Below are 20,965 nucleotides of genomic sequence, written 5' to 3'. Positions count from 1 at the left end.
CTATGTAAATCCTTTCTCTAGCTATAATTTACTAACCTACTCATTATAGGCTATCTTAGAACTTGCAAGCAAGATGCTTTTAAGGACACGCGGCTTCTTAATAAAATTTCAATAAAAAAAGCCAGCCTCACCAGCTGACTTCAAACTTCTATGCTTGGTACATATAAGCCCTCGTTTTCGGTAAATTCTTACCGCTTGGTCCCTTAGAAATTAGGTACTGGATACAGTCAATATTACCTGATTCAAACGAAGCCGCACAGGCTTGCAGGTACAGGTCCCACATCCTAATAAAGCGCTCGTCGTGCATTTTTCTAACCGCAGGTAAGACCTGGTTAAAGTTTTGGTCCCAAATTTCCAAGGTCTTTTGGTAATGCCGGCGTAAGGTCTCTAAATCAGCCACCTGCATCCCGGCATCAACAATGTGACCTAAGTTTTCTAACAAACCTGGAATATAACCACCTGGGAAGATATACTTATCAATCCAGCCATTGTAAGCCCCACCTTGTTGCCGGGTAATTCCGTGGATTAAAGCCACCCCGTCATTAGCTAGGTACTTAGCAATTGTTTGGAAATATTCGCCCAAATTTTCTTGACCAACGTGTTCAAACATCCCCACGCTGGTAATATAATCAAAGGGCTCATGCTGAATCTCCCGGTAATCTTCCAAGATAACTTCGGCTTGTTGTTCAAGTCCGAGGTCTTTAATCCGGGCCCTGACAAACTTAGCCTGTTCTTCACTTAAAGTAATCCCGACTACCTTTAGATTATACTTCTTAGCAGCAGTCAGCATTAACGTTCCCCAACCACAGCCAATATCTAACAAGGTCTTGCCTGGCTTAGGGTCTAATTTTTTCAAGATATGTTCGACCTTATTTCTTTGGGCTTGCTCCAAACTATCAGTTTCATTTTCGAAGTAGGCACAAGAATAGGTCATCGTTTTATCTAGCCACAGTGAATAGAAATCATTGCCCAAATCATAGTGACTTTGAACATCTTCTTTACTGTGACTCTTAGTGTGTGATTGCTTTGGTAAAAACTTCTTAAATTTATTATTGTTTAGAAAGCTGTCCGCGTTAGCATAAGCCGAGGTAATTAATTTTTGAAGCGAACCTTCAACTTCAATCTTGCCATCCATATAAGCCTCGCCCAAGGCAATTGACGCATTTTCAGTTAAGGCTTTTAACGAGATTTTCTCGTTAATCTTTATTTTCACCTCTGGTTTTAACCCACCGTACTGCTCAACTTTTCCGTTAGGGTATGTCACCTCAACCGGAATATTAAAAGAATGTTTCAGTAGTTGTTTAAAAAGCATATTATCTAGCACCATTCTTCTCATCCTCTCTAGCTAACAATAAACACTCTTATTTTAGCACTTTTCCTCAGCGCCCGTAAGCAATAAGCTTATTCTTTGTAAATAAATTCAGATATTTCAAAATGGAACCGGTTCAATAAACATTTCTTTTCTTAGCTACTGGTTGGCTTAAGGCTTCCACTACCTGGCTAGCGTCTAAGTCTACAAAAAATAACTCTCCCCGCGAGCGAGAAACCGCCGTATATAGCAAGCTATCGTTAGCGGCCTCCAGTACGTAAACCCGCCTAGAGCCGCTGCCTTGGGCCTTGTGAATCGTCAAAGCGTAGGCTAAAAATAAGTCCCGGTTAGCAACGTACAAGGGTAGCTCATACTCGTTACTTGCCGTTTTGACCTTAATTTTAGGCTCCTTATCTTCCAAGTGCAGCTCGGTTACAATCCCAAACTCACTGTTGGTATAACCATACCGTTGCTTTTCATCGTCATTTTGGTAAAAGACCACCTGCGCTCCCTCAAAAAAGCCTCCGTGTCCATAGTCATTCTTAAAGAAAAACGGGGTCTTGGCCTGCCCATCTTTGGTTAAAACCCGGTAGTATTGCTGGTTAATTTTACCCACCGTCAAATTCCGGTGTGCCAAAATCATGCAGTCCTCTAAGGCTGGGTGAAAATACTTATAGTTAAGCATATCCCGCTTAGCGCCTGTAAACTTACCGGCTTTCTTAGTCACCAGCTGTAAGTTTTTCGCCCGAATCGCTGCGATTAAAGCGGCTGTCTGCTTATTTTGGCACCGGAGGTTGGTTTTAAATTCGTAATAACTACCTTCCTGCTTTATTAACCTCATCAAATCACCACAAACATTGAGGGCATCTAAATCCTGGCTGACTGGTGGCAATTGCTGATCATCTCCGGCGAGTAAATAGCGGTAGCCCGGCCCTAATTTATCAAACAACTGCGCTAACATTTGGGTAGTTACCATTGAAATTTCATCAATTAAAATTACTTTGATTCCTGTTAAGACCAGCTCGGGCTCGGCTTCCAGTTTAAACAAGAGGTGTTGGACAGTATCATTTTGACTAAAGCCATGGTCCACCAAATTCAACCGGGCTTTGTGGGTAGGTGCTAGCGCCAAAACAGCGTTAGGGTCCAGTAACTTGCTGAGGGTATAGGTTTTGCCACTGCCACCTACCCCTAATAGCGAAATCACCTGCTGGTCATTTTTCTTTAACCAGTTAATAAAGCGCGCCTGTTCTTGGCTAGACCGAAATTGCTCCTGGAGCTTCCTGTAAGGAAAAGCCACCTTACTTTTTGCTTTGAGTGCCCGTCTGAGCTGGCGTTCAAAGCGACACTTGCTTGCAAGGTGGATGGTCTTACCACATTCCTTAGCACAGATAAAGCCAAATTCTTTTAGCAAATCTAAATCACTTAACTGTTCCTTAGCGCTTACGGGTAAAGTTTCCCCCGCCTCTTTTAGGCTAACTAGCCCCTGACAACTCTGCAAGTGTTCAGCCGCGACCCAGTCAAGTAAGTCATTTGCCTCTAGGTACTTAGCCACTATTTCCAGCGAAAAACCGGGCACTAGCAACAGGGAAAACACCCGCGACTTCTCCCACTTAAATTTGAAGTACTTGTCGTCTTCTAGGTAATCATTAAAGGCTGACCGGTAATACAGACTAGGTAGATAGGGTAAGTAGTCCTTATATAGGGTCCGGCCGTCCGTTAGCCTGCAGGTTAGATAGCCCGGGATGTCCGTTTTTTGTGGGTAGGTTACAGTTAATTGAAGTGTTTTCAACTCCTGAAAGCGAGCTAACAATTTAGGAGGCAGTCCGTGAATAAAAAACTTAGCCCCTTTAAAGCCGGCTTGCTTACAACTAGCAATCGGTGTCCCCTTTTTACTCAGTTTTTGGTAAGTAAAGGCCATGGTTGTCGGCTCGGAGGCTGCTTGTGTCAGCTGCTTTTGTAGTTTCGCTAGACTAGTCGCCTTTAAACCATACTTTTCAGCCTGGGCTAGATAGTGCTGGGCTTTTAAATACTGCTTTTCTTTACAAGCTAGTAAGCAAAGGTATTTAAAGGCCGGGCCAATATTTTTACGCGCCCGCCCGTCTAAATGCAATTTCAGATAGTGCTTTACTTCCTTATTTTTCCCCTGCAAATAAGCACACTTGCCTAAAAAATAGCAGACCGACTTATATTTGGGATTCAGCGCAAATATTTCCCGGAAAATAGTCTGCGCCGCTTTAACCTTCCCCGCCGCTAGCAACTGGCGAGCTTGTTGATACTTTGCGTCCATTTTGCACCTTCTTAAGTTACTTTACTAATTCTTAGAGTTTTTGTAAGTGCATTCAACTACGAAATCATGTTATAATTATGCTAACTTAAAATAAGTTCGTAATTAAAATTAAGGGGAGATGCCTGTGGTTAAAAGTTTCGTTCGTTTCTTATGGTTAGTCTTAGCCATTGTCAGTTTTGTCGGCGGGATTGTCGGGTTATTGCTACCCGTTATTCCCCAAATTCCGTTTTTCATCCTCTGTCTCTTTAGTCTGTCTAAGTTTTCTCCCCGGTTTCATAGTTGGTTGCAACAGACCAAATTATACCAAAAATACTTTTTGGGCTTCAAAAGAAAACTCCACTCCCAGGCAGATAATTTAAAGGAAAAAGAAGGCTCAATTAAGGCCCGGATCCTCACCTTCTTTTTCCAAGGTGAAATCGAGAAATAACAATAGGCTCCTAGAAAAGTTACATAGCTTTTCTAGGAGCCATTTTGTTATTCTTGCCCTAAGGCGGCTTTAAGCGCTTGGGCTAAGGCACTTTCTTGGTCTTCGTCTTTTTGGTTGACCTTTTGGAGCAAGCGGCGCTCTTCGCGCTTGGTCATTTTCTTAGAACCACGCTTACCACCACCCATTTTTTCGGTGGTACCATCGTATTTACAACGGAAGTAGTCGCCGTTTTTTCCGGCGACAATTAACATTTTACGGTGGCATTGTGGGCAGCGGTGGTTAGATACTTTGGCTTCGGCCCGACGCCGGTACGAACACTCAGGGTTGGTGCAAATTAATACTTTACCATCCCGACCATTGCGTTCCCGCAAGAAGCTACCGCACTCAGGACACTTCTTTTGGGTGAGGCTGAAGTCTTGGTACTTAGCCTGACTGTTTTTGACCTCTGACACTAAACGTTTGGTGTCGGCTTCGATTTCCTTTAAGAACTGCTTACTTGCATACTTGCCCTTGGCAATCGCTTCTAGCTGACTTTCCCACTTAGCGGTCAATTCAGGGCTGACTAGCTCTGGGTTAACTAGTTTTAAGAGCTGCTTGCCCTTAGGGGTTACCCGCAGGTGATTACCAGTCCGTTCCATCAGTTCAGTCTTGACTAGCTTTTCGATAATCTCAGCTCGCGTTGCCGGAGTGCCAAGACCATATTTTTCCATTTGGGCTAACAAGGTCCCTTCGGTTAAAGGACTTGGCGGGGTCGTAAGGGCTGCTTCCACCTTAAAATTAGGGGCAACTGCCTGCCCTGCTTTGAGGTTAGTGGTTACTTGCTTAGTTTGCCCTTGCTTCTTCCAGCCCGCTTCAATTACCCGCTCTTCTTTAAAATTAAACAAGGCCTGCCCGAATTTAACGGTAATTTTTGCTTGTTCAACCTTGTGGGCCGGGGCAAATAATCCTAAGAACCTTTCAACGATTAAGCCGTAAATCCGGTGTTCATCGTTAGAAAACTTAGCGTAGTTAGGCCGTTGCTCGGTTGGAATTAAAGCGTAGTGATCTGTTACCTTACTATCGTTAAAGACTTTACCTTGTACAACCTTAACTTGGCCTTTGGCATAGTCTTTAGCTTCAGGAAACATTTCGCTGACCGCTTGCAAGCGTTCCTTTAGGCTAGCTTTGATGTCAGAACTCAGATACTTACTATCGGTCCGGGGGTAAGACACCACCTTGTGGGTTTCGTATAGACTTTGCACTAAGCTTAGGGTCTTCTTAGCCGAATAACCGTAGCGACTATTAGCCTCCCGTTGCAATTCGGTTAAATCGTAAGGTAATGGAGCCGGTTCAACTTTGACTTTAGTCTTAATTTCACTGACTTTGCCAGGCGTTTTCCTTAACTTAGCGACTAGTTCTTGGGCTTGTTCGCTAGTCTTTAGTGCCTGGGGATTTTTTTGAACCAGCTTGGCCTTGATTCCATTAAGCTCCAAACTAACTTGGTAGTACTTTTGGGGAACAAAGCTACTAATGGCGGCTTCTTTTTTTCCGACTAAAGCTAGAGTAGGAGTCTGTACCCGGCCAGCGGATAAATTATCTTGATATTTCACTGTTAGCGCCCGGGTTACGTTTAACCCGACTAACCAATCGGCCTTAGCCCGGGCTAGGGCTGAATAGTAAAGGTTATCGTACTGCTTAGCCGGCTTAAGGTTGGCAAACCCTTCCTTGACTGCCTTGGTTGTTTGCGAGGAAATCCACAGCCGTTTAACCGGCTTGTTGAAGCGAACATACTCTAAAATCCAGCGAGCAACTAACTCCCCTTCCCGACCAGCGTCGGTAGCAATGACCGCTTCTGCGATATCCTTTCTTTTAACTAACTGGCCGATTGCCTTTAGTTGGGGCCGGGTCTTAGGTAGGGGCTTAGTGCCAATGTACTTAGGAATCATTGGTAGGGTTTCCAACTCCCACTTTTGCCACTTCTTATCTAAATCTTCAGGCATCTTAAGGGTCATTAGGTGTCCTAGCGCCCAGGTTACCACCACTTTAGGCCCTTCAAAGTAATGCTTATTTTTCTGATTGGCACCTAAGATTTGGGCTAAATCTCGAGCTACACTCGGCTTTTCTGCTAAAATTAATTGTTTCACATCAACGTTCCTTCCTTTTTCTTATACCCTAAATTTTAACACAAAAGTTGCTTGTAGTAGTAAACTAGGCTCAGGAGGTTTTTTTATGACTGTTGATATTAACTACGTTCAAAATTTGACCAAGGATGGGCAGGTTTATAATGACCTTGACCCTAAGGTGGTTGCTGCTAGGAATCACGCCTTAAAAACCGTGCGGGCGTACAATAATAAGGTTTATCACCAAAACGACTACGACTACCAACTGCTTAGGCCCCTGTTTAAGCAGTTAGGTTCCGCTCCTTATATCGAACCTAACTTTTACTGCGAGTTTGGCTTTAACTTAAGCATCGGCGATAATTTCTTCGCTAACCACGACGTGGTCTTGATGGACTGTGCCCCCATTACCATCGGTAACGACGTCAACATCGCCCCTAAGGTCGGCATCTACACGGTTAACCACGTCGAAGATCCAGTCGCTAGGGCCCACCACCAAATCTATGCCCGCCCCGTTGTGATTGAAGATGGGGTCTGGATTGGCGCCGGCGTTAACATCGTCGGGGGCGTTACCATCGGCCAAAATGCGATTATCGGCGCTGGGAGCGTAGTGACCCAAAATATCCCCGCCAACGTGATTGCGGCCGGCAACCCCGCTAAAGTTATTCGCCCCCTAAAAAACCACTAAAATAAATGCCACTTGCAAACTAAAACTTCGCAAGTGGCATCTTTTAATTAAAATATTCTTCTGGAATAAAGATTTCGCCCAAAGTGGCAGCCATAATGGCTTTAATAGAATGGAGTCTATTTTCACCTTCAACAAAGACCCGTGAATTTGGCCCTAAAAAAACCTCATCGGTGATTTCTAACTCACTGAGTCCATATTCTGCTGCGAGCTCCTTGCCTAAGGTTGTTTCTTGATCGTGAAAGGCCGGCAGGCAGTGCATGATAATCGTTTCTTTCTTACCCGTTTGCGCTAACAAGGCTTGGTTCACCTGGTATGGCAATAAGGCCTCAATTCGTTTATGAATATCCACCTTTTCCCCCATTGAAATCCAAATGTCGGTGTAAATAGCATCTGCCCCGTTAACGGCCTGCTTAGGGTCAGTGGTTATTAGCAACTCAGCCTCTGATTCAGCCGCTAACTCTTGCGCTATTGCCAACACCTCAGCTTTGGGTTGCAGGTCTTTAGGAGCCGCTAGGTGAAAATTAACCCCTAAAATGGCGGCCGTCACTAACAGACTATGGGCCATATTGTTGCGTCCATCCCCAACATAGCAGAGGGTTAAGTTAGCTAAACTTCCAAACTCTTCTTTCAGGGTCATAAAGTCAGCAATCATCTGGGTAGGGTGCCATTCATCGGTTAACCCATTCCAAACTGGCACGCCGCTGTACTTGGCTAGCTGTTCAACGCTGTCTTGCTTAAAGCCCCGAAATTCAATTCCATCAAACATCGAGCCTAAAATTTTAGCCGTATCAGCCAGTGATTCCTTATTACCTAACTGAATGTCGTTTTGACCTAAAAATTCAGGGTGTGCTCCCAGGTCATTAGCCGCCACGGTAAAAGCAGACCGCGTTCTCGTCGAGGTTTTTTCAAAGAGCAAGGCAATATTTTTACCTGCCAAATATTGATGCGGAATATGCTTTTTCTTCAAGTCCTTTAAATGCAAGCTAAAGTCAATTAAAAAATTCAACTCCTTGGCGCTGTAATCCAGCTCTTTTAACCAGGATTTACCGTAAAAATGATTTTCCATCAACTACACCCCCACTAAGATATCTTCTGCTAAGACCGCCTTGATTTCTTCAATTCCTGCCAGTAACTCTGAGGCTGGCATTGTCAACGGAGGCAACAGGCGCAAAGTATTGTCCCGGGCTGCTAAGGTCAAAACCCCGGCTGCCTGTAGTTTTTCAATCACTGCTGCCACCTTAACTTCTGAACTTAAGTGAATTCCTATCATTAATCCCAACCCAGTTACACCGGTAACACACTCTAAAGCCGTTAAGTCTTCCAAGTAATGCCAAGCAAACTCTGCCTTAGCTGCCACTGCTTCCAAAAACTCTGAATCCATCGTTGCTAAAACTTCCTTGGCAGCTGCCATCGCTAGTGGGTTGCCGGCAAAGGTCGACCCGTGACTACCAGGGCCAAAATACTTGCCTAAGGACTTTTTACCAACCATTGCCCCCACTGGAATTCCGTTGGCTAACCCCTTAGCTAAAGTAAAGATGTCTGGCTTTAAACCATAGTTTTCAAAGGCATACAGCTTGCCCGTCCGGCCCATCCCAGTTTGAACCTCGTCTATGATTAGTAAGGCGCCAACTTGCTGACACTTAGCCGCTAGTGTCTTTAACCAACTAGCGTCAGCCGCATAAACGCCCCCTTCACCTTGGACGACCTCTACAATAACCGCCGCTAAGTCGGAACTAACCTGCTCTAAAGCTTGGTCGTCGTTATACTCAGCAAAACTCACCCCCGCTAACATTGGGGTAAAGCCAACTTTGATTTGGTCATTACCCGTTACTGACAACGAACCGTAAGTCCGGCCATGAAAGGAATGGTTGAAGGCTAAAATCTTTTCTCTGCCGGTTGCCTTTCTAGCTAACTTCAAGGCTGCTTCGTTAGCCTCCGTCCCCGAATTACAAAAACTTACCAGGTAATCTTCCCCGTTAACAATTCCCTGGGCGACTTGGTCTTGCAGACTACTCTCATACAAATTCGACGTATGCCAAACCTTAGTCAACTGCTCTGCGACAGCTTGATTCAACTTAGGTTGGTTATAACCTAGGTTGCAAACCCCAATGCCGCTGGTTAAATCTAGGTACTGTTTGCCTTGATCATCCGTTAGTTCCCAATCGCTTCCTGCTACGATTTCAAAGGGAAATCTCTTGTAGGTTGGAAATACATAGTCCATTATTATCATTCCTCGCTTTCAATTTGGGTGCCTTGTTTTGCTAAACTATTGGTAATAAAAACTTGACTAATACCACTGCGCTGGGCCGTCAACGCGGCCTTGACCTTAGGAAACATCCCGCTGGTAATAATTCCTTCCTGGGCTAACTTGGCCGCCCTACTTTCACTTAGCTTGGCTACTAACTTACCGTTTGCTAGTACGCCCGCTACATCCGTTAGCAAATATAATTTCTCTGCCTTGAGCTTACTTGCCACTGCTAACGCGGCCTGATCAGCGTTAACATTTAACCACTCCCCGCTCTCCGTTAAAGCTAAGGGGGCTAGCACGCCAATTTTAGTCTTTAATTCTGCCATTAATGCTGCCTGGTTAACGTAAGTAATAGCTCCCACCTGACCATATTTGGCCTTATCTAGGTAACGCCCCTTTAACAGGTAATTACTAGCTGCATTTAGGCCCTGCACGTTAAGGTGGTGGTCACTTAACTTCTGTAATAATAGCGGCTGGGTCTGCCCCAATAAGACCAACTTAGTGAGCGCTAGCGTTTGTTCATCGGTTACCCTAACTCCGTCCGTCTTTGTAACAGGAACGTTTAACTTTTGGCACAACTTGGAAATCATCGGCCCACCCCCATGAACCAACAAAATCTGTTTCCCCGCTTGGCGCCAAGCTGCTAACTGCTCAAAAAATTCGCTAGTCAACTGGTCCAAGGCGTTGCCCCCGACTTTGATTACAATTAAATCTTTCATTTAATTCCCCCCTAACTCCGATAGGATGCGTTAATTTGCACGTACTTATAGGTTAAGTCACAGCCCCAGGCGCGCCCGCAAGCTTGCCCTGTATGTAAATCGACTTCAATTAAAATCTGATCTTGGCCTAAACTGGCTTGAAGACCTTCTTCATCGTAAGCCTGTTTTTGGCTCGCCTTTAAAATTGCCACCTGGTTGATGGCTAAATCCAGCTTAGTTACGGCGATGCTAACGTCAGTCTGACCAAGGGCACTAATGATCCGGCCCCAGTTGACATCTTGGCCAAATAAGGCCGCCTTAACTAGGTTAGATCCAACAACGGCTTTGGCAGCCACATTGGCATCCCTTTTACTCGCTGCCCCTTTAACCAACACCTCTACCAGCTTACTTGCCCCCTCACCATCACGGGCAATTTCCTTGGCTAGGTACTCTAACACGGCCTGGAAGACTTGCTTAAATTCTTGGTAATCCTGACTATCCTTAGTTAAGCTCTCGGAGTCAGCAACTGCTAATCCATTAGCCATCGTTACCACCATATCGTTCGTGGAAGTATCGCCGTCGACCGTAATTTGATTAAAGCTAGTTGCTACCTGGTCGCTGAGTAATTCTTGCAACAACTTGCCGTCTACCTTAGCGTCGGTCACCACAAAACCTAGCATAGTGGCCATCTTAGGGTGAATCATCCCCGACCCCTTGCAAAAACCAGTCATAACACACTTTTGGCCGGCTTGTTCGAATTCAAAGCTAATTGTTTTGGGGTGGGTATCGGTGGTTAGGATTGCTTCCGTAATCTTGTGGTTAGCTGTCAATTTCAAGGCGTTAATCCCCGCCTTTAACTTAGCCATCGGTAAAAATTCGCCGATTACTCCGGTCGAAGCAACCCCCACTAACTTAGGACTTATCCCCAGTTTAGCGGCAACTAGCTCTTGTTCCGTTTGGGCGTCCACTTCACCCTGGGCCCCCGTAAAGGAGTTAGCCACGGCACTATTGACAACTAGTGCTTGAAGCTGGTGGCCTTGTTCAATCGTTTGCTTAGTTAAGGCCGTTGGTGCAGCACAGAATTGATTAGTTGTATACACCCCGGCCGCACTGGCTGGCACTTGTGAGCAAAGCCAACCCAAATCTAACTTTTTCTTTCTGAGTCCACTGTGAAGTCCGTCTGCATAAAAACCCTTAGGCCAAGTAAATTCAATCTCTTTCATCTTCAAAATCCTCCCTATGGCCAAGCAGGAATAGCTGGTAACCCTAACGTTTCTTCAAAACCGAATAACTTGTTAAAGTTTTGTACCGCCTGCCCGCTGGCGCCTTTCAATAAATTATCAATCACGCTTACCACTAACACCGTGTTAGTCACCGGATTATAACTTAAACCAATGTCACAGTAGTTAGACTGAATTACATCCCTAATCGCTGGTAGGTCACTCCCGCTAAAACGTACCCACTTCTTGTCGTGATAATACTTGGTAAACACCGCCTCCAAGTCAGCTTGCGCAAAGCCTGGTTTCACCTTAGCGTAGGCACTAACCATAATTCCGCGTGTGATGGGGATTAAGGTCGTCGTAAATTGGATTGCTTCTAACTTGTCATTCCATGTTTGTAACTCTTGCACTATTTCAGGAATATGTTGGTGACAGTTAACCTTGTAAGCCTGAGCATTTTCGTTGATGTAAGCATAGTGGCTAGTTTCAGTTAATTTCTTCCCCGCACCAGCTAAGCCCGACTTAGCGTCCACGATGATTGAATCCAGCTGAAGCAAATCTTCTTTCACCAAGGGAGCTAAGGCTAAGAGGGTTGCCGTCGCATAACAACCCGGGTTAGCAATATAAGTTCCCACCGGTTCAAACTCGGCCAAACCATAGGTGGCCTGCGCTAAGAGCTTGGTAGCAGCCGCCGGTTTTTGATACCACTTTTCATAACTAGCCGCCTTTTTCAAGCGCAAATCCCCAGATAAATCAATCACGGGAAACTTAGCTTCCATAAAGACTGACGCCAACTGGCTACTGACTCCCGCCGGCGTGGCTAAAAATAAAACATCATTTTCCGCCATAATTGCTTGCGGGTCATATTCCTGCAAATATTCAGGTTGATTTTTAAAGGCCGTGACCGCTTCAGCTAGAGAGCGTCGTGGCTTACGGCTATAAAGATTCACCTTATCAACCTTTGGATGTTCTTTCAATAATTTGTATAAAGCACTACCGCTATAACCGCTAACACCTAAAATAGCTGCATTCATTCCAGTCACTCCATTCACTATAATTGAATAAAAATTAAATTATGTTCATAACTATATACCCCCGCAACTAAAAATTCAAGTCTTTTTTAAATTTTTATTCAATAATGTTACAAATAAACAATTTTTATTCATTTTTAACGGATATATTCACTTATAATGTGAATATTAACTTTTTGAATTGAAATAACTTTTCTTAAATTTAGTGCTATACTAGAGATAGGCGGTTATAACTTAGAAAGATTATAAACATTAACGAATAACTCTGATTTAACAAGATTTATCCTTGACACCACTCTAAATAAGCTATAATATTTATTTGATTAGAAAAATTATAAATAGAAGGTGAAGATATTGAAAAAGATGAGTTTAGCACAGAAAGTTAACGTCATGCGGGCCGCCGTTATGGGGGCCAACGACGGCATCTTATCCGTCGCCGGAATCGTTATTGGTGTCGCCGGGGCTTCCACCAGCAACTTCGCAATTTTCATTTCCGGGATTGCCGGGATGCTAGCCGGGACGGTTTCCATGGCGATGGGGGAATATGTTTCCGTTAACAGTCAAAAAGATTTTCAAAAAAAAGCAATTATTCAACAACAAGCTGCCTTAGCAACTAATTATGACCACGAATATGACTTTGTTTTGCAAAAATACCTAGCTCATGGAATTGCACCACGGTTAGCCAAAAGGGCTACTGAAGAAATGATGTCTAAAGACCCTTTAACAACTACCGTCCGTGAACGCTTTGGTTTTAACCCGCAAGAGTTTACCTCACCCTATGAGGCAGCCTTAGCTTCGATGATTTCTTTCCCAACCGGGTCGATTTTGCCTTTAGCCGCCATTACCCTATTTCCAGAACAAATTAAGGTCCCTGCTACCTTCTTAGCGGTGATTATCGCCTTGGCCTGCACGGGTTATCTAGCCACTCTCTTAAGTAAGGCCGACCGGTTCCACGGGGTTTTACGAAATGTTATCTCCGGTTGCATCACTATGCTGGTCACCTTCGGGATTGGTTACTTGATTGGAAATTACTAGAAAGGACCTGGTTTAAATGATGAAAAGTCTCAGCTTACCTAACTTTACTAAGAAGAAGTCCAAAGCTTCGGTCAATGAAAAATTAAACGTTCTCCGGGCCGGCGTTTTGGGCTCTAATGACGGAATTTTAACGGTAGTCGGCGTCCTCTTTAGTGTCGCCGTCGCTACCCCTAACCGCTTCACGATTTTTATCGCCGGTTTAGCCGACCTAGTTGCCTGTGCTTTTTCCATGGCTTCTGGTGAATACGCCTCTGTTAGCACCCAAAAAGATACGGAGGTTGAAACCGTCAAGGCAGAGCAAGCCTTGCTAAAAAATGATTTTGCTTCTGAGTTAAAGGTAGTTCAAGACTACTATGTTTCCCAAGGGGTTAGCGTTCAAACCGCCCAAGAGATCGCCCAGGACTTACTGGCCAAAAAACCACTTGCTACCGTTTTAGAAGTGAAATACGACTTAAAATTAGATGATTATCAGTCACCTTGGTCCGCTGCCTTTTCTTCTCTGATTTCTGCCAGCCTCGGAGGGATTTTGCCTTTAGCCGCTATGAGTCTTAGCCCCGCGGCTTATATGTGGCCCGCTACTATTTTAGCCGTCTGCATTTCCGTTTCTTTAACCGGTTTTCTTAGCGCCAAGCTAGGTGACGGCCTCGTCAAAATTGCTATCATTAGAAACCTACTGGTGGGAATCATTACCATGATTATCCACTATAGTTTAGGGATTTTACTCTAAAATAAAAGGCTTATACTAACCAGTTTGGTTAACATAGGCCCTTTATTTTTTTAATTTAAAGTCGTGCCCGTTCATAAGAAGCGTTATAGGCTTGGTAGTCATGATCATGTAAAGCCGTTGCCGCTTTCATCACCCAGTTAGGATTTCGTAACAAGGCCCGCGCCTGTAAAATGAGGTCGACTTGTTTAGTCTGAACCAGGTATTCACATAAGCCGGGGTTATCCAACAAACCTACCGCTGCCACGGATAAATCACTAGCAGCCTTCAAAGCACTGGCAAACTGTACTTGGTAACCGTCATAGAGCGGAATGTTAGGTTTAACATCCAACAGGCCCCCAGTTGAGACATCCAAACAGTCAAGCCCGGCTGCTTGCAACCAGCCCGCCACTTGTTTCCAATCGGCCATGGTATTCTCTGCTCCCGGCGCATAATCAGTTGCCGAAATTCTTAACCATAATGAGCCGGTAAATTCCGCCCGGACAGCCCGGACAATTTCGTCGACCAGGCGATAACGCTTGGCCAAAGTCCCACCGTATTCATCGTTTCTCTGGTTTGTTTTAGGTGAGAGGAACTGATTTAATAAGTAGCCATGGGCCCCGTGAATTTCAATCACATCAACCCCGGCTGCCTGGGCCCGCTTAGCAGCAGCGACAAAGGCTTCCTTGACCTCAGCGATTTCTGCTAAGCTCATCTCCTTAGGCTGCCCGTAGGTATCATTGTAAGCTATGGCACTAGGGGCCCACTTAAGCTTAGCGTCCTCTGCTTTGCGGCCGGCGTGGTTTAATTGGACCCCCACCTTAGTTCCTAATCCGTGCAAGTAGCTGACTAACTGACTGAATTTTTCTGCTTGCTGATTGTTCCACAAACCTAAGTCATTTTTAGTAATTCGTCCATCTGGCAAAACCGCCGTCGACTCAGTAATAATTAAACTGACCCCGCCAAGCGCACGCGCCCCATAATGGGCAAAATGAAAGTCAGTGGCAATTCCATCTTCTTTAGCCACTTCGTACATACACATTGGCGACATTACCACTCGATTTTTAAGGTCTAAGCCCGCCACTTGGGCCGGTTTCAATAGTTCTGACATTAACTTCACCTCGCATTAATAATTTTACTTACTAATTGTAAACTTATTCGCAATTAATGACAAATATTTTCCCTTGCTTCAAAAATGCTATAATGTAATTAACTTTTACGAGAGGTTTTTTTAATGAATAATTACTTAATTTCCATTACTGATAAAAATAAAAATGATGCCGGTCCAAAAGCCAAGCGGGATATCGAACATTTTCTCGCCGGTAAATTTCACTCTGTTACCCTAAAATATGATCTAAAAAAAGGCTGGAAGTCGCGCTTACAAAAGCTCTATTTAGCCCACGTTAAGGTGCCAGCTTTCTTTAAAAACCACCCCGACATTGACAACCTGGTTTTACAATACCCCTTGTATTCCACCTACTTGTTAGACGTCATATTAACTAACTTAAAAAAATACACCCAGGCTAAACTTTACCTGGTGATTCATGACCTAGAGTCGCTTAGGCTGTTCAAAGATAAGCCTAACTATGTCCAAAGCGAAATTAACTTCCTTAACCAGGCTGACGGCCTAATCGTCCATAACCACAAGATGATTGCCTGGCTGCAAGCTAATGGCTGTACTAGCAAACTAATCGACCTTGAGATTTTTGACTATGATAACCCGCAGCCACTACTGACTACTGATTACTATGATGCCAGCGTTTGCTTTGCGGGTAATCTGGCTAAGGCCGACTTTCTTACCAAATTAAACTTAACCAAGCACCAGCTGATTTTATTTGGACCCAATCCAAGTAACAACTACCCGCAAAACATCGCCTACCAAGGACAAAAAACGCCCGAGGAACTACCTAAGTTTTTGCAGCAGTCATTTGGCTTGGTTTGGGATGGCGATTCTCTAAGTTCATGTACCGGCACTTTTGGAGAATACATGAAGTACAATAACCCCCACAAAGTCTCGCTTTATCTTAGCTCTGGACTGCCTGTTATTATTTGGAAGGAGGCGGCCCTAGCAGATTTTGTTGAAAAACACCATGTTGGTTTAACAATTGCTGACCTCAATGACTTAGACGACCTGTTGGACCGCTTAACCCCCGCTGACTATGCTTTAATTCGCCAAAACGTAGCCGCCGTTGCTAATAAGATGCGCCAAGGCTACTACATTAAGCGAGCCCTAAAGCAGTTAAAACTCTAGACTAAAACCCCGCCTAACTACTAAGAGCCAGGCGGGGCTTAGTTTTTATTTAGTTTTCTTTTCTGCTTGCCGGTAAATTAACCAGGCTAACCCACCAAAGAAGATTGGGCCGATAATGGTCCAAAAACCAGTGACGTAATCCCCATCAAGGAATGGTTGCACACAAGTAAAGATGATTCCAAATAAAATGATTAAGAAGGAAATCAACGTAATCACTTGGGTCCAACCATGCTTTTTATAAACTTCAAACGGTTGGTCGAAGGCCTTCTTCTTAAAGATTGGAAAGGCCCTCACTAAAAACAGGTATGGAAATGAAGTTGAAACGTTGGACATGTCAGTTAGGATGGTATAGAAAGTCTTGGCTTGCCCACCCCCAAAGGAGATGAGGAAGATTAAAATACATACCAGTAAGGCTTGCATCCACATGGCAAATTCCGGAATCCCGTGCTTGTTTAGCTTAGTCATCTTTTCTGGCCACAAATGCTTGGATCCTAAGATAAATGACTTAATTGGTGAGTAAATCAAAATAAAGAAGGAGCCAACGTAAGCTAAGAACATCCCGAGTCCGACGAACCGAATGAAGATATTTCCAATCAAAGCTGAGGTTCTTGCCTTCAAGCCTAAAGTTTGTCCCAGGTAAACACCTAAATGTTGCATCATTACGTAGGTGATATTACCGAGGTTGACGCTATCGCCTGATAAGTCACGTTGCCAGTTAGTACTTACCCCCCAAAGTAAGATCATCAAGGAATAAGCGGCTGCAATCAAGAGGGAGGAAATTAATAAGCCCTTAGGGAAGGTCTTTTCTGGTTGGTCGATGCTATCGATCATCCCCCCAAGTGATTCTAGGCCGGCATAAGCAAAGATGGCATAGACCACAAACGACATTGTTGCCACCGGACTTTGGAAGGCTGGGTTAGGCGCCTTAACTAAAGAGTGGACTGTCAATGCTTCTTGCATCTGCCCGTGACTAGCAACAAAGGCGATGCCGGTTGCCACTAAAAAGACGACCACCATGGCACTGACAAAGGTCCCCCCGATGCTGGAAACCTTCGAAATCACACTCACACCCCGGCTAGCACAAAAAGTAACCAAGAGCATCCAAAAGATTCCCAATAAACCAATAACTTGGGTAGCGTTAAAGGGGCCAAATGCCCAGGTTTGAGTTAAATCTTTACCAAAGAGCATGGCTGAAAAGGGAATGTAGACCTTAGAGGAAATACTAAGTAGCCAGATAATCCAACTGGATAACCAGATAAAAGTCCCAATGAAGGCCCACTTTTCACCTAAAGTGTGGGTTAACCAACTATAAATTCCGCCTTCTTCTTCCTTGAAGGTTGCCCCATACTCAGCTAGCATCATAGCTACTGGTAAGAAGAAAAAGATGGCTGCAAAAATATACCAAATAATACTTGCATATCCCATTTGCAAAAAAGCAACCGGCATATTAGCAAAACCAAAAATGCTTGAAAAAATCATCATGATTAAGCTAAAAAGGCCAATCTTTTTATTTTTATCCATATTAAAAAATCTCCTTTGAGAAAATAACATTAGCCATTTTATCATACTAATCTTAAAATCTCCTTGGAGAATATAAGAATTTTTATTAATATCTAAAGCTTTATTATGAATATTTATTAATAATCTTTCACAAATAAAAATAAGGACAAAACGCAACCTGTCCCTATTTTTATTATTCTATTTCTTGTAATGCCGTAGCAATTGGTTGATTACCTGCAACTACAGGAATTATACGTCCATATGTCGCCACTTTATTCACAACTGTCGCTAGTACGGCTGCAACATCAGCAATTGAAATTTGCCCTGGTTCTTCTGCCATTTTAACTAGCCCAGTTCCAGGAGTAGTTACTAGGCTACCAGGTTGCACAATCGTATAATCCAATTTGTTTTGATTTATTAAATAGTTATCAGCAAAGAATTTAGCAATGTAATAATCCGTTAAGGTTTCCGGCCACTTTTCTGGCTTCAAAGAATATAAGGCACTCAACATCACAAAACGTTTAATTCCTACTTGTTGGGCGGCTTGCATTAACTTTACTGCCCCATAGGCATCTGTTTGCAACAAATCTTTGCCACGTGAACCAGCTGCAAAAATAATTGCCTCCACACCTTGAATTTCTTTAGCTAACTTATCCACAGGAGCATGTAAATCTAACGCTACTGCTGTCACATACGGTAGCTTTTCCACAGCTTCTGGTCTTCTAGCTGCTGCTAATACTTCTGTCTTTTCAGCTGAAAAAATCTTTAACACTTCTTTAGCAACACGTCCAGTGCTACCAACTACTAAAACTGCCATTTCAATCACCTCACCCCCATAATACCATACCCTTTAAATATCGTAAGCTAAAATGACTTTTAAAGCACCGCAAAGATTCTTAATAACTCAGTAGTAAGTTGCTTAAAAATACTATCATCTCTACCTTTACTTTGGCTAAGATAAATTGTACGCATTGGTGGTGTTGGTAATATATGAGCAGTAGGAATTTGTTTAGCAAATTCTTTCCATGAAACCTTAGGAATAAAGCATACCCCTACCCCTTGTAACGCTAAGGATCTTAATGTTGCTGGATCATCTGTTTCATATCGATAATCTAATTGAATTGCCTTTTCGTAAAAAAAGTCATCTAGATATTTTCGCAAAGGAGTGGAAGTATCTAACGCTATTAAATCTAACCTTTGCAATTCTTCTAATTGAACATTACCAGCTAATTTGTATCCCCCTAATAAAATCTCTTCTGTAAAGAGTGGAATATTTGTTCGTTGCTTATATTTATGTGTCGAAATAATAAAATCAAATTGTTCTAAATCTGTTGTTGGTTGGATGTGCTGGCTCAAGTTCAAACGAACGTTAGGTAAACGTTGACTAATCTGGTTTACAATTTGTGAAATAAGTGGTGACGACACCAAAAAAAGAATCGAAATTGGCTTATCTGCTAAATAGTCACTATTTGATTTTAAAATAGATACACCTTTATCAAGTAATTTTATTCCATCAGCTACATAGCTATAGAAAACTTTCCCTTGTTTAGTAAGCGCCAGTTTTTTCCCATTTCTATCAAAAAGTTTAACGTCTAATTCAACTTCAAGTTGCTTAATTGTCTTACTGATTGCTGATTGGCTAATAAAATTATTTTGCGCGGCCTGCGTCATTGACCCCGCTTCCACCGTATCAATAAAATACCTTAATTGAGTAAGATTCATATCTTTTTCCCCCAGATATACTGATCACTTTAAATAATCCTCATCATTAAACCACAAAATAGAGTCGCAATCAAAATATCGGCCGTTCCCCCTAAACTATACTGTTTTTCACTAAAAAGCTGGTCTAAATCTTTTAAATACTTTCTGCCCGCATCTTTTTTAGCACCGCCTTTAGCAAAATAAATTTCACTTTGCTTTTGCATCCAAATTAAGATTTGTGGGTTATCAGCACGTTTTACTAGGTTGGAATCAGCCACTTTACTAGCTAAAAACATTAGTGTATCTAAAATCCGCTCTTGTTTTGTGCCAGTAGTCATTTCTAAAAATGCTACTCCCTTAGCTACAGTTGGATATCCCTGCATGGCTTCACCCCTAATTCCTGTATGCCCATACTTTAGATATTGCTTTTCACCAGCAGTTAGCCCCTTTTTAGTAGCCAAATTTCGAAAATCATTCTTCAATAAATTAGGTAGCATTTGTTGGATAATTTTCTGAATCTTTATCATTGAAAACTCTGTTTGTGTTTGCTTTAAATAAGCAGTTGCAGCCACAAAAATTCCTAAAGAAAAAATCGCTCCCTTGTGGGTATTAACCCCACCCGTTTCTGTTAACATCACTTTTTCTGCGCGAATACCTCGACTACGGAGTTCCTCAAATAAAGCAGGTAATCTACCCCAAAAATTAATCCCCACATCAAAACATTCTTCGAAATAAGGTCTCAAAACTAGGCTTGAATCAATAAAAGTATAAATATCCATATCTTGGTGTGCACCATGCGTTACCGGATCTACCAATCCCGGTTTAATTGGCGTCGCAACTTCATAAAAAAGTGCTTTTTGAGCATTTAGTAATATTTCATCTTTATTCATCATCTAATCCCTTATTATTCAAATTCATCCCATGGATTTAAGCTAAGATAAGGCCCGTGATTACTTTTAATTAATATCTTTCTCCCCCTATTTTGTACATACTCTTCTAAAGAAAAACCAGCCGTTCCCCTTATAATCTGCACATCTGCATGTATGCCAAAGGAATTCAAATCTCTGAGTAAAGATGTTGCAGCAACCCGGCTTAATTTTTCCTGCTTTAGTGCTATTAAGTCAATATCGCTATTAGTTGTAACAGTCGGAATTTGGGTTACTAATTCATAAGCAGCACTACCTGAAATTCCCCAATTTAAACCGTGCTTACCTAGATATTCTCTAACTTGTGCCAGTATTTGCCAATATCTTGTATTGGTATTCTTTGGAAATTCCATCTGTAAAACATCTGTCGACTTAAGCAAGCACTTGACATTTTGTGACCTAATAAAAGTACCAAACTTCTGCGCCTTTGTCTTTCCCCGAATGCCCACTGGTATTTTATTCTCACTTTCTCCCCTTCTTATAACAGCAACTGCTTTTTTATTGACTATCTTTTCAACCCAAGCTGGCAATGGCCCGTCACATTCTAAAGCAGTACTATTATCGAATAAAACAAAATCGTGGATGTTATAGGTTACCATTGTTCTTTAACCAATCGACGGACTTTATTAGTTGCTTTACGTCCCATTTTTTGTGCAATTGAATTTTCATAGCGAAAATGTAGTGTGCTATCCCTCTTAGCCTCTGCAATTGCTTGTTCTAGTAAGTCTTTTATTATTTTAATTTTTTCTGGACTTACATCCTTGCATTTAACATTATCTACTAATTTATATCTGAAACTTGAAAGCAAAAAAGAGCATAAAAATTCTCTATTCTCTTGATATAAG

Annotated in this window: 19 protein-coding genes and 1 pseudogene; 5 read left to right on the top strand and 15 right to left on the bottom strand. The window is 42.8% G+C overall.

Translation table 11 applies throughout. From position 1 onward, the window contains the following. Nucleotides 1–148 precede the first annotated feature (148 nt). Nucleotides 149–1,324: an SAM-dependent methyltransferase gene (locus FC14_RS00815; RefSeq protein WP_056975830.1), complete on the bottom strand. Its 1,176-nt coding sequence runs from the start codon at nt 1,322–1,324 to the stop codon at nt 149–151. Nucleotides 1,325–1,445: 121 nt separating this feature from the next. Next, entirely contained in the window at nt 1,446–3,596 is a 2,151-nt protein-coding gene (locus FC14_RS00810) for an AAA family ATPase (protein ID WP_056975773.1), read from the bottom strand. A gap of 124 nt (nt 3,597–3,720) precedes the next feature. Here FC14_RS00810 and FC14_RS00805 point away from each other — a divergent pair, with 124 nt between their 5' ends. Further along, nucleotides 3,721–4,023 (top strand): DUF454 family protein, encoded by a 303-nt coding sequence (locus tag FC14_RS00805; RefSeq protein WP_050611017.1) that lies wholly within the window; start codon nt 3,721–3,723, stop codon nt 4,021–4,023. A 47-nt stretch (nt 4,024–4,070) separates the two neighbouring features. Here FC14_RS00805 and FC14_RS00800 read toward each other — a convergent pair whose 3' ends face one another. Then, nucleotides 4,071–6,146: a DNA topoisomerase III gene (locus FC14_RS00800; RefSeq protein WP_056975771.1), complete on the bottom strand. Its 2,076-nt coding sequence runs from the start codon at nt 6,144–6,146 to the stop codon at nt 4,071–4,073. An 85-nt stretch (nt 6,147–6,231) separates the two neighbouring features. Here FC14_RS00800 and FC14_RS00795 point away from each other — a divergent pair, with 85 nt between their 5' ends. Continuing rightward, entirely contained in the window at nt 6,232–6,807 is a 576-nt protein-coding gene (locus tag FC14_RS00795) for a sugar O-acetyltransferase (protein ID WP_056975769.1), read from the top strand. A 43-nt stretch (nt 6,808–6,850) separates the two neighbouring features. Here the strand turns inward: FC14_RS00795 and argF are convergent, their stop codons facing one another. Genes argF through argC form a run of 5 tightly spaced genes read right to left on the bottom strand, consistent with a single transcriptional unit; the run spans nt 6,851 to nt 12,007 of the window. Beyond that, nucleotides 6,851–7,873, bottom strand: coding sequence for an ornithine carbamoyltransferase (gene argF, locus FC14_RS00790; protein WP_056975768.1), 1,023 nt, complete (start codon nt 7,871–7,873; stop codon nt 6,851–6,853). Between the two features lie 3 nt (nt 7,874–7,876). Further along, entirely contained in the window at nt 7,877–9,034 is a 1,158-nt protein-coding gene (locus tag FC14_RS00785) for an acetylornithine transaminase (protein WP_191979949.1), read from the bottom strand. After that, nucleotides 9,034–9,774, bottom strand: a complete 741-nt coding sequence (gene argB, locus FC14_RS00780; RefSeq protein WP_056975764.1) for an acetylglutamate kinase — start codon at nt 9,772–9,774, stop codon at nt 9,034–9,036. The genes FC14_RS00785 and argB overlap by 1 nt, the downstream gene beginning before the upstream one ends. 11 nt (nt 9,775–9,785) lie before the next feature. After that, complete coding sequence (gene argJ, locus FC14_RS00775) at nt 9,786–10,976, bottom strand: bifunctional glutamate N-acetyltransferase/amino-acid acetyltransferase ArgJ (RefSeq protein WP_056975761.1); 1,191 nt, start codon at nt 10,974–10,976, stop codon at nt 9,786–9,788. Between the two features lie 14 nt (nt 10,977–10,990). Further along, nucleotides 10,991–12,007, bottom strand: coding sequence for an N-acetyl-gamma-glutamyl-phosphate reductase (gene argC / locus FC14_RS00770; protein WP_056975759.1), 1,017 nt, complete (start codon nt 12,005–12,007; stop codon nt 10,991–10,993). Nucleotides 12,008–12,355: 348 nt separating this feature from the next. Between argC and FC14_RS00765 the strand changes: the two genes are divergently transcribed. Both FC14_RS00765 and FC14_RS00760 read left to right on the top strand, forming a co-directional pair. Then, on the top strand, nt 12,356–13,039 hold the full coding sequence (locus tag FC14_RS00765; RefSeq protein ID WP_056975828.1) for a VIT1/CCC1 transporter family protein: 684 nt from the start codon (nt 12,356–12,358) through the stop codon (nt 13,037–13,039). A 19-nt stretch (nt 13,040–13,058) separates the two neighbouring features. Then, on the top strand, nt 13,059–13,766 hold the full coding sequence (locus tag FC14_RS00760; protein ID WP_056975826.1) for a VIT1/CCC1 transporter family protein: 708 nt from the start codon (nt 13,059–13,061) through the stop codon (nt 13,764–13,766). A gap of 55 nt (nt 13,767–13,821) precedes the next feature. On the opposite strand, the gene FC14_RS00755 is transcribed toward FC14_RS00760, so the two are convergent. Next, the gene (locus FC14_RS00755; RefSeq protein WP_056975757.1) at nt 13,822–14,853 is read right to left on the bottom strand and encodes an oxidoreductase; all 1,032 of its coding nucleotides are present in this window, start codon (nt 14,851–14,853) and stop codon (nt 13,822–13,824) included. A gap of 123 nt (nt 14,854–14,976) precedes the next feature. Here FC14_RS00755 and FC14_RS00750 point away from each other — a divergent pair, with 123 nt between their 5' ends. Beyond that, a complete protein-coding gene (locus FC14_RS00750) occupies nt 14,977–15,993 on the top strand; it encodes a glycosyltransferase (protein WP_056975755.1) in 1,017 nt (338 codons plus the stop codon). Between the two features lie 45 nt (nt 15,994–16,038). Here FC14_RS00750 and yjeM read toward each other — a convergent pair whose 3' ends face one another. From yjeM to FC14_RS10680, 6 genes and pseudogenes are all read right to left on the bottom strand, one after another. After that, nucleotides 16,039–17,514 carry a glutamate/gamma-aminobutyrate family transporter YjeM gene (gene yjeM, locus FC14_RS00745; RefSeq protein WP_056975753.1) on the bottom strand — a complete coding sequence of 492 codons (1,476 nt, stop codon included), beginning with the start codon at nt 17,512–17,514 and terminating at the stop codon, nt 16,039–16,041. Between the two features lie 172 nt (nt 17,515–17,686). Beyond that, nucleotides 17,687–18,310 (bottom strand): SDR family oxidoreductase, encoded by a 624-nt coding sequence (locus tag FC14_RS00740; RefSeq protein ID WP_056975751.1) that lies wholly within the window; start codon nt 18,308–18,310, stop codon nt 17,687–17,689. Between the two features lie 59 nt (nt 18,311–18,369). Beyond that, nucleotides 18,370–19,215, bottom strand: a complete 846-nt coding sequence (locus FC14_RS00735) for a LysR family transcriptional regulator (protein ID WP_056975749.1) — start codon at nt 19,213–19,215, stop codon at nt 18,370–18,372. A gap of 29 nt (nt 19,216–19,244) precedes the next feature. Beyond that, entirely contained in the window at nt 19,245–20,087 is an 843-nt protein-coding gene (gene citG / locus FC14_RS00730; RefSeq protein WP_056975747.1) for a triphosphoribosyl-dephospho-CoA synthase CitG, read from the bottom strand. 11 nt (nt 20,088–20,098) lie between these two features. Then, nucleotides 20,099–20,719 (bottom strand): malonate decarboxylase holo-ACP synthase, encoded by a 621-nt coding sequence (locus FC14_RS00725; RefSeq protein WP_056975745.1) that lies wholly within the window; start codon nt 20,717–20,719, stop codon nt 20,099–20,101. After that, nucleotides 20,713–20,965: pseudogene (locus FC14_RS10680) on the bottom strand (hypothetical protein); the annotation flags it as partial. The pseudogene FC14_RS10680 and the gene FC14_RS00725, both read right to left, overlap by 7 nt.

It is taken from the genome of Ligilactobacillus agilis DSM 20509, assembly GCF_001436215.1.
Taxonomy (GTDB): Bacteria; Bacillota; Bacilli; order Lactobacillales; family Lactobacillaceae; genus Ligilactobacillus; species Ligilactobacillus agilis.
The sequence above is the reverse complement of the archived record's forward strand: the minus strand, read 5'-3'. Positions and strand labels throughout refer to the sequence as shown.

Coding starts and splice junctions, on each gene's coding strand:
- FC14_RS00810 (WP_056975773.1), bottom strand. CDS start 3,596: ATGGACGCAAAGTATCAACAAGCTCGCCAGTTGCTAGCGGCGGGGAAG.
- FC14_RS00795 (WP_056975769.1), top strand. CDS start 6,232: ATGACTGTTGATATTAACTACGTTCAAAATTTGACCAAGGATGGGCAG.
- argF (WP_056975768.1), bottom strand. CDS start 7,873: ATGGAAAATCATTTTTACGGTAAATCCTGGTTAAAAGAGCTGGATTAC.
- argB (WP_056975764.1), bottom strand. CDS start 9,774: ATGAAAGATTTAATTGTAATCAAAGTCGGGGGCAACGCCTTGGACCAG.
- argJ (WP_056975761.1), bottom strand. CDS start 10,976: ATGAAAGAGATTGAATTTACTTGGCCTAAGGGTTTTTATGCAGACGGA.
- argC (WP_056975759.1), bottom strand. CDS start 12,007: ATGAATGCAGCTATTTTAGGTGTTAGCGGTTATAGCGGTAGTGCTTTA.
- FC14_RS00760 (WP_056975826.1), top strand. CDS start 13,059: ATGAAAAGTCTCAGCTTACCTAACTTTACTAAGAAGAAGTCCAAAGCT.
- FC14_RS00755 (WP_056975757.1), bottom strand. CDS start 14,853: ATGTCAGAACTATTGAAACCGGCCCAAGTGGCGGGCTTAGACCTTAAA.
- FC14_RS00750 (WP_056975755.1), top strand. CDS start 14,977: ATGAATAATTACTTAATTTCCATTACTGATAAAAATAAAAATGATGCC.
- yjeM (WP_056975753.1), bottom strand. CDS start 17,514: ATGGATAAAAATAAAAAGATTGGCCTTTTTAGCTTAATCATGATGATT.
- FC14_RS00740 (WP_056975751.1), bottom strand. CDS start 18,310: ATGGCAGTTTTAGTAGTTGGTAGCACTGGACGTGTTGCTAAAGAAGTG.
- FC14_RS00735 (WP_056975749.1), bottom strand. CDS start 19,215: ATGAATCTTACTCAATTAAGGTATTTTATTGATACGGTGGAAGCGGGG.
- citG (WP_056975747.1), bottom strand. CDS start 20,087: ATGATGAATAAAGATGAAATATTACTAAATGCTCAAAAAGCACTTTTT.
- FC14_RS00725 (WP_056975745.1), bottom strand. CDS start 20,719: ATGGTAACCTATAACATCCACGATTTTGTTTTATTCGATAATAGTACT.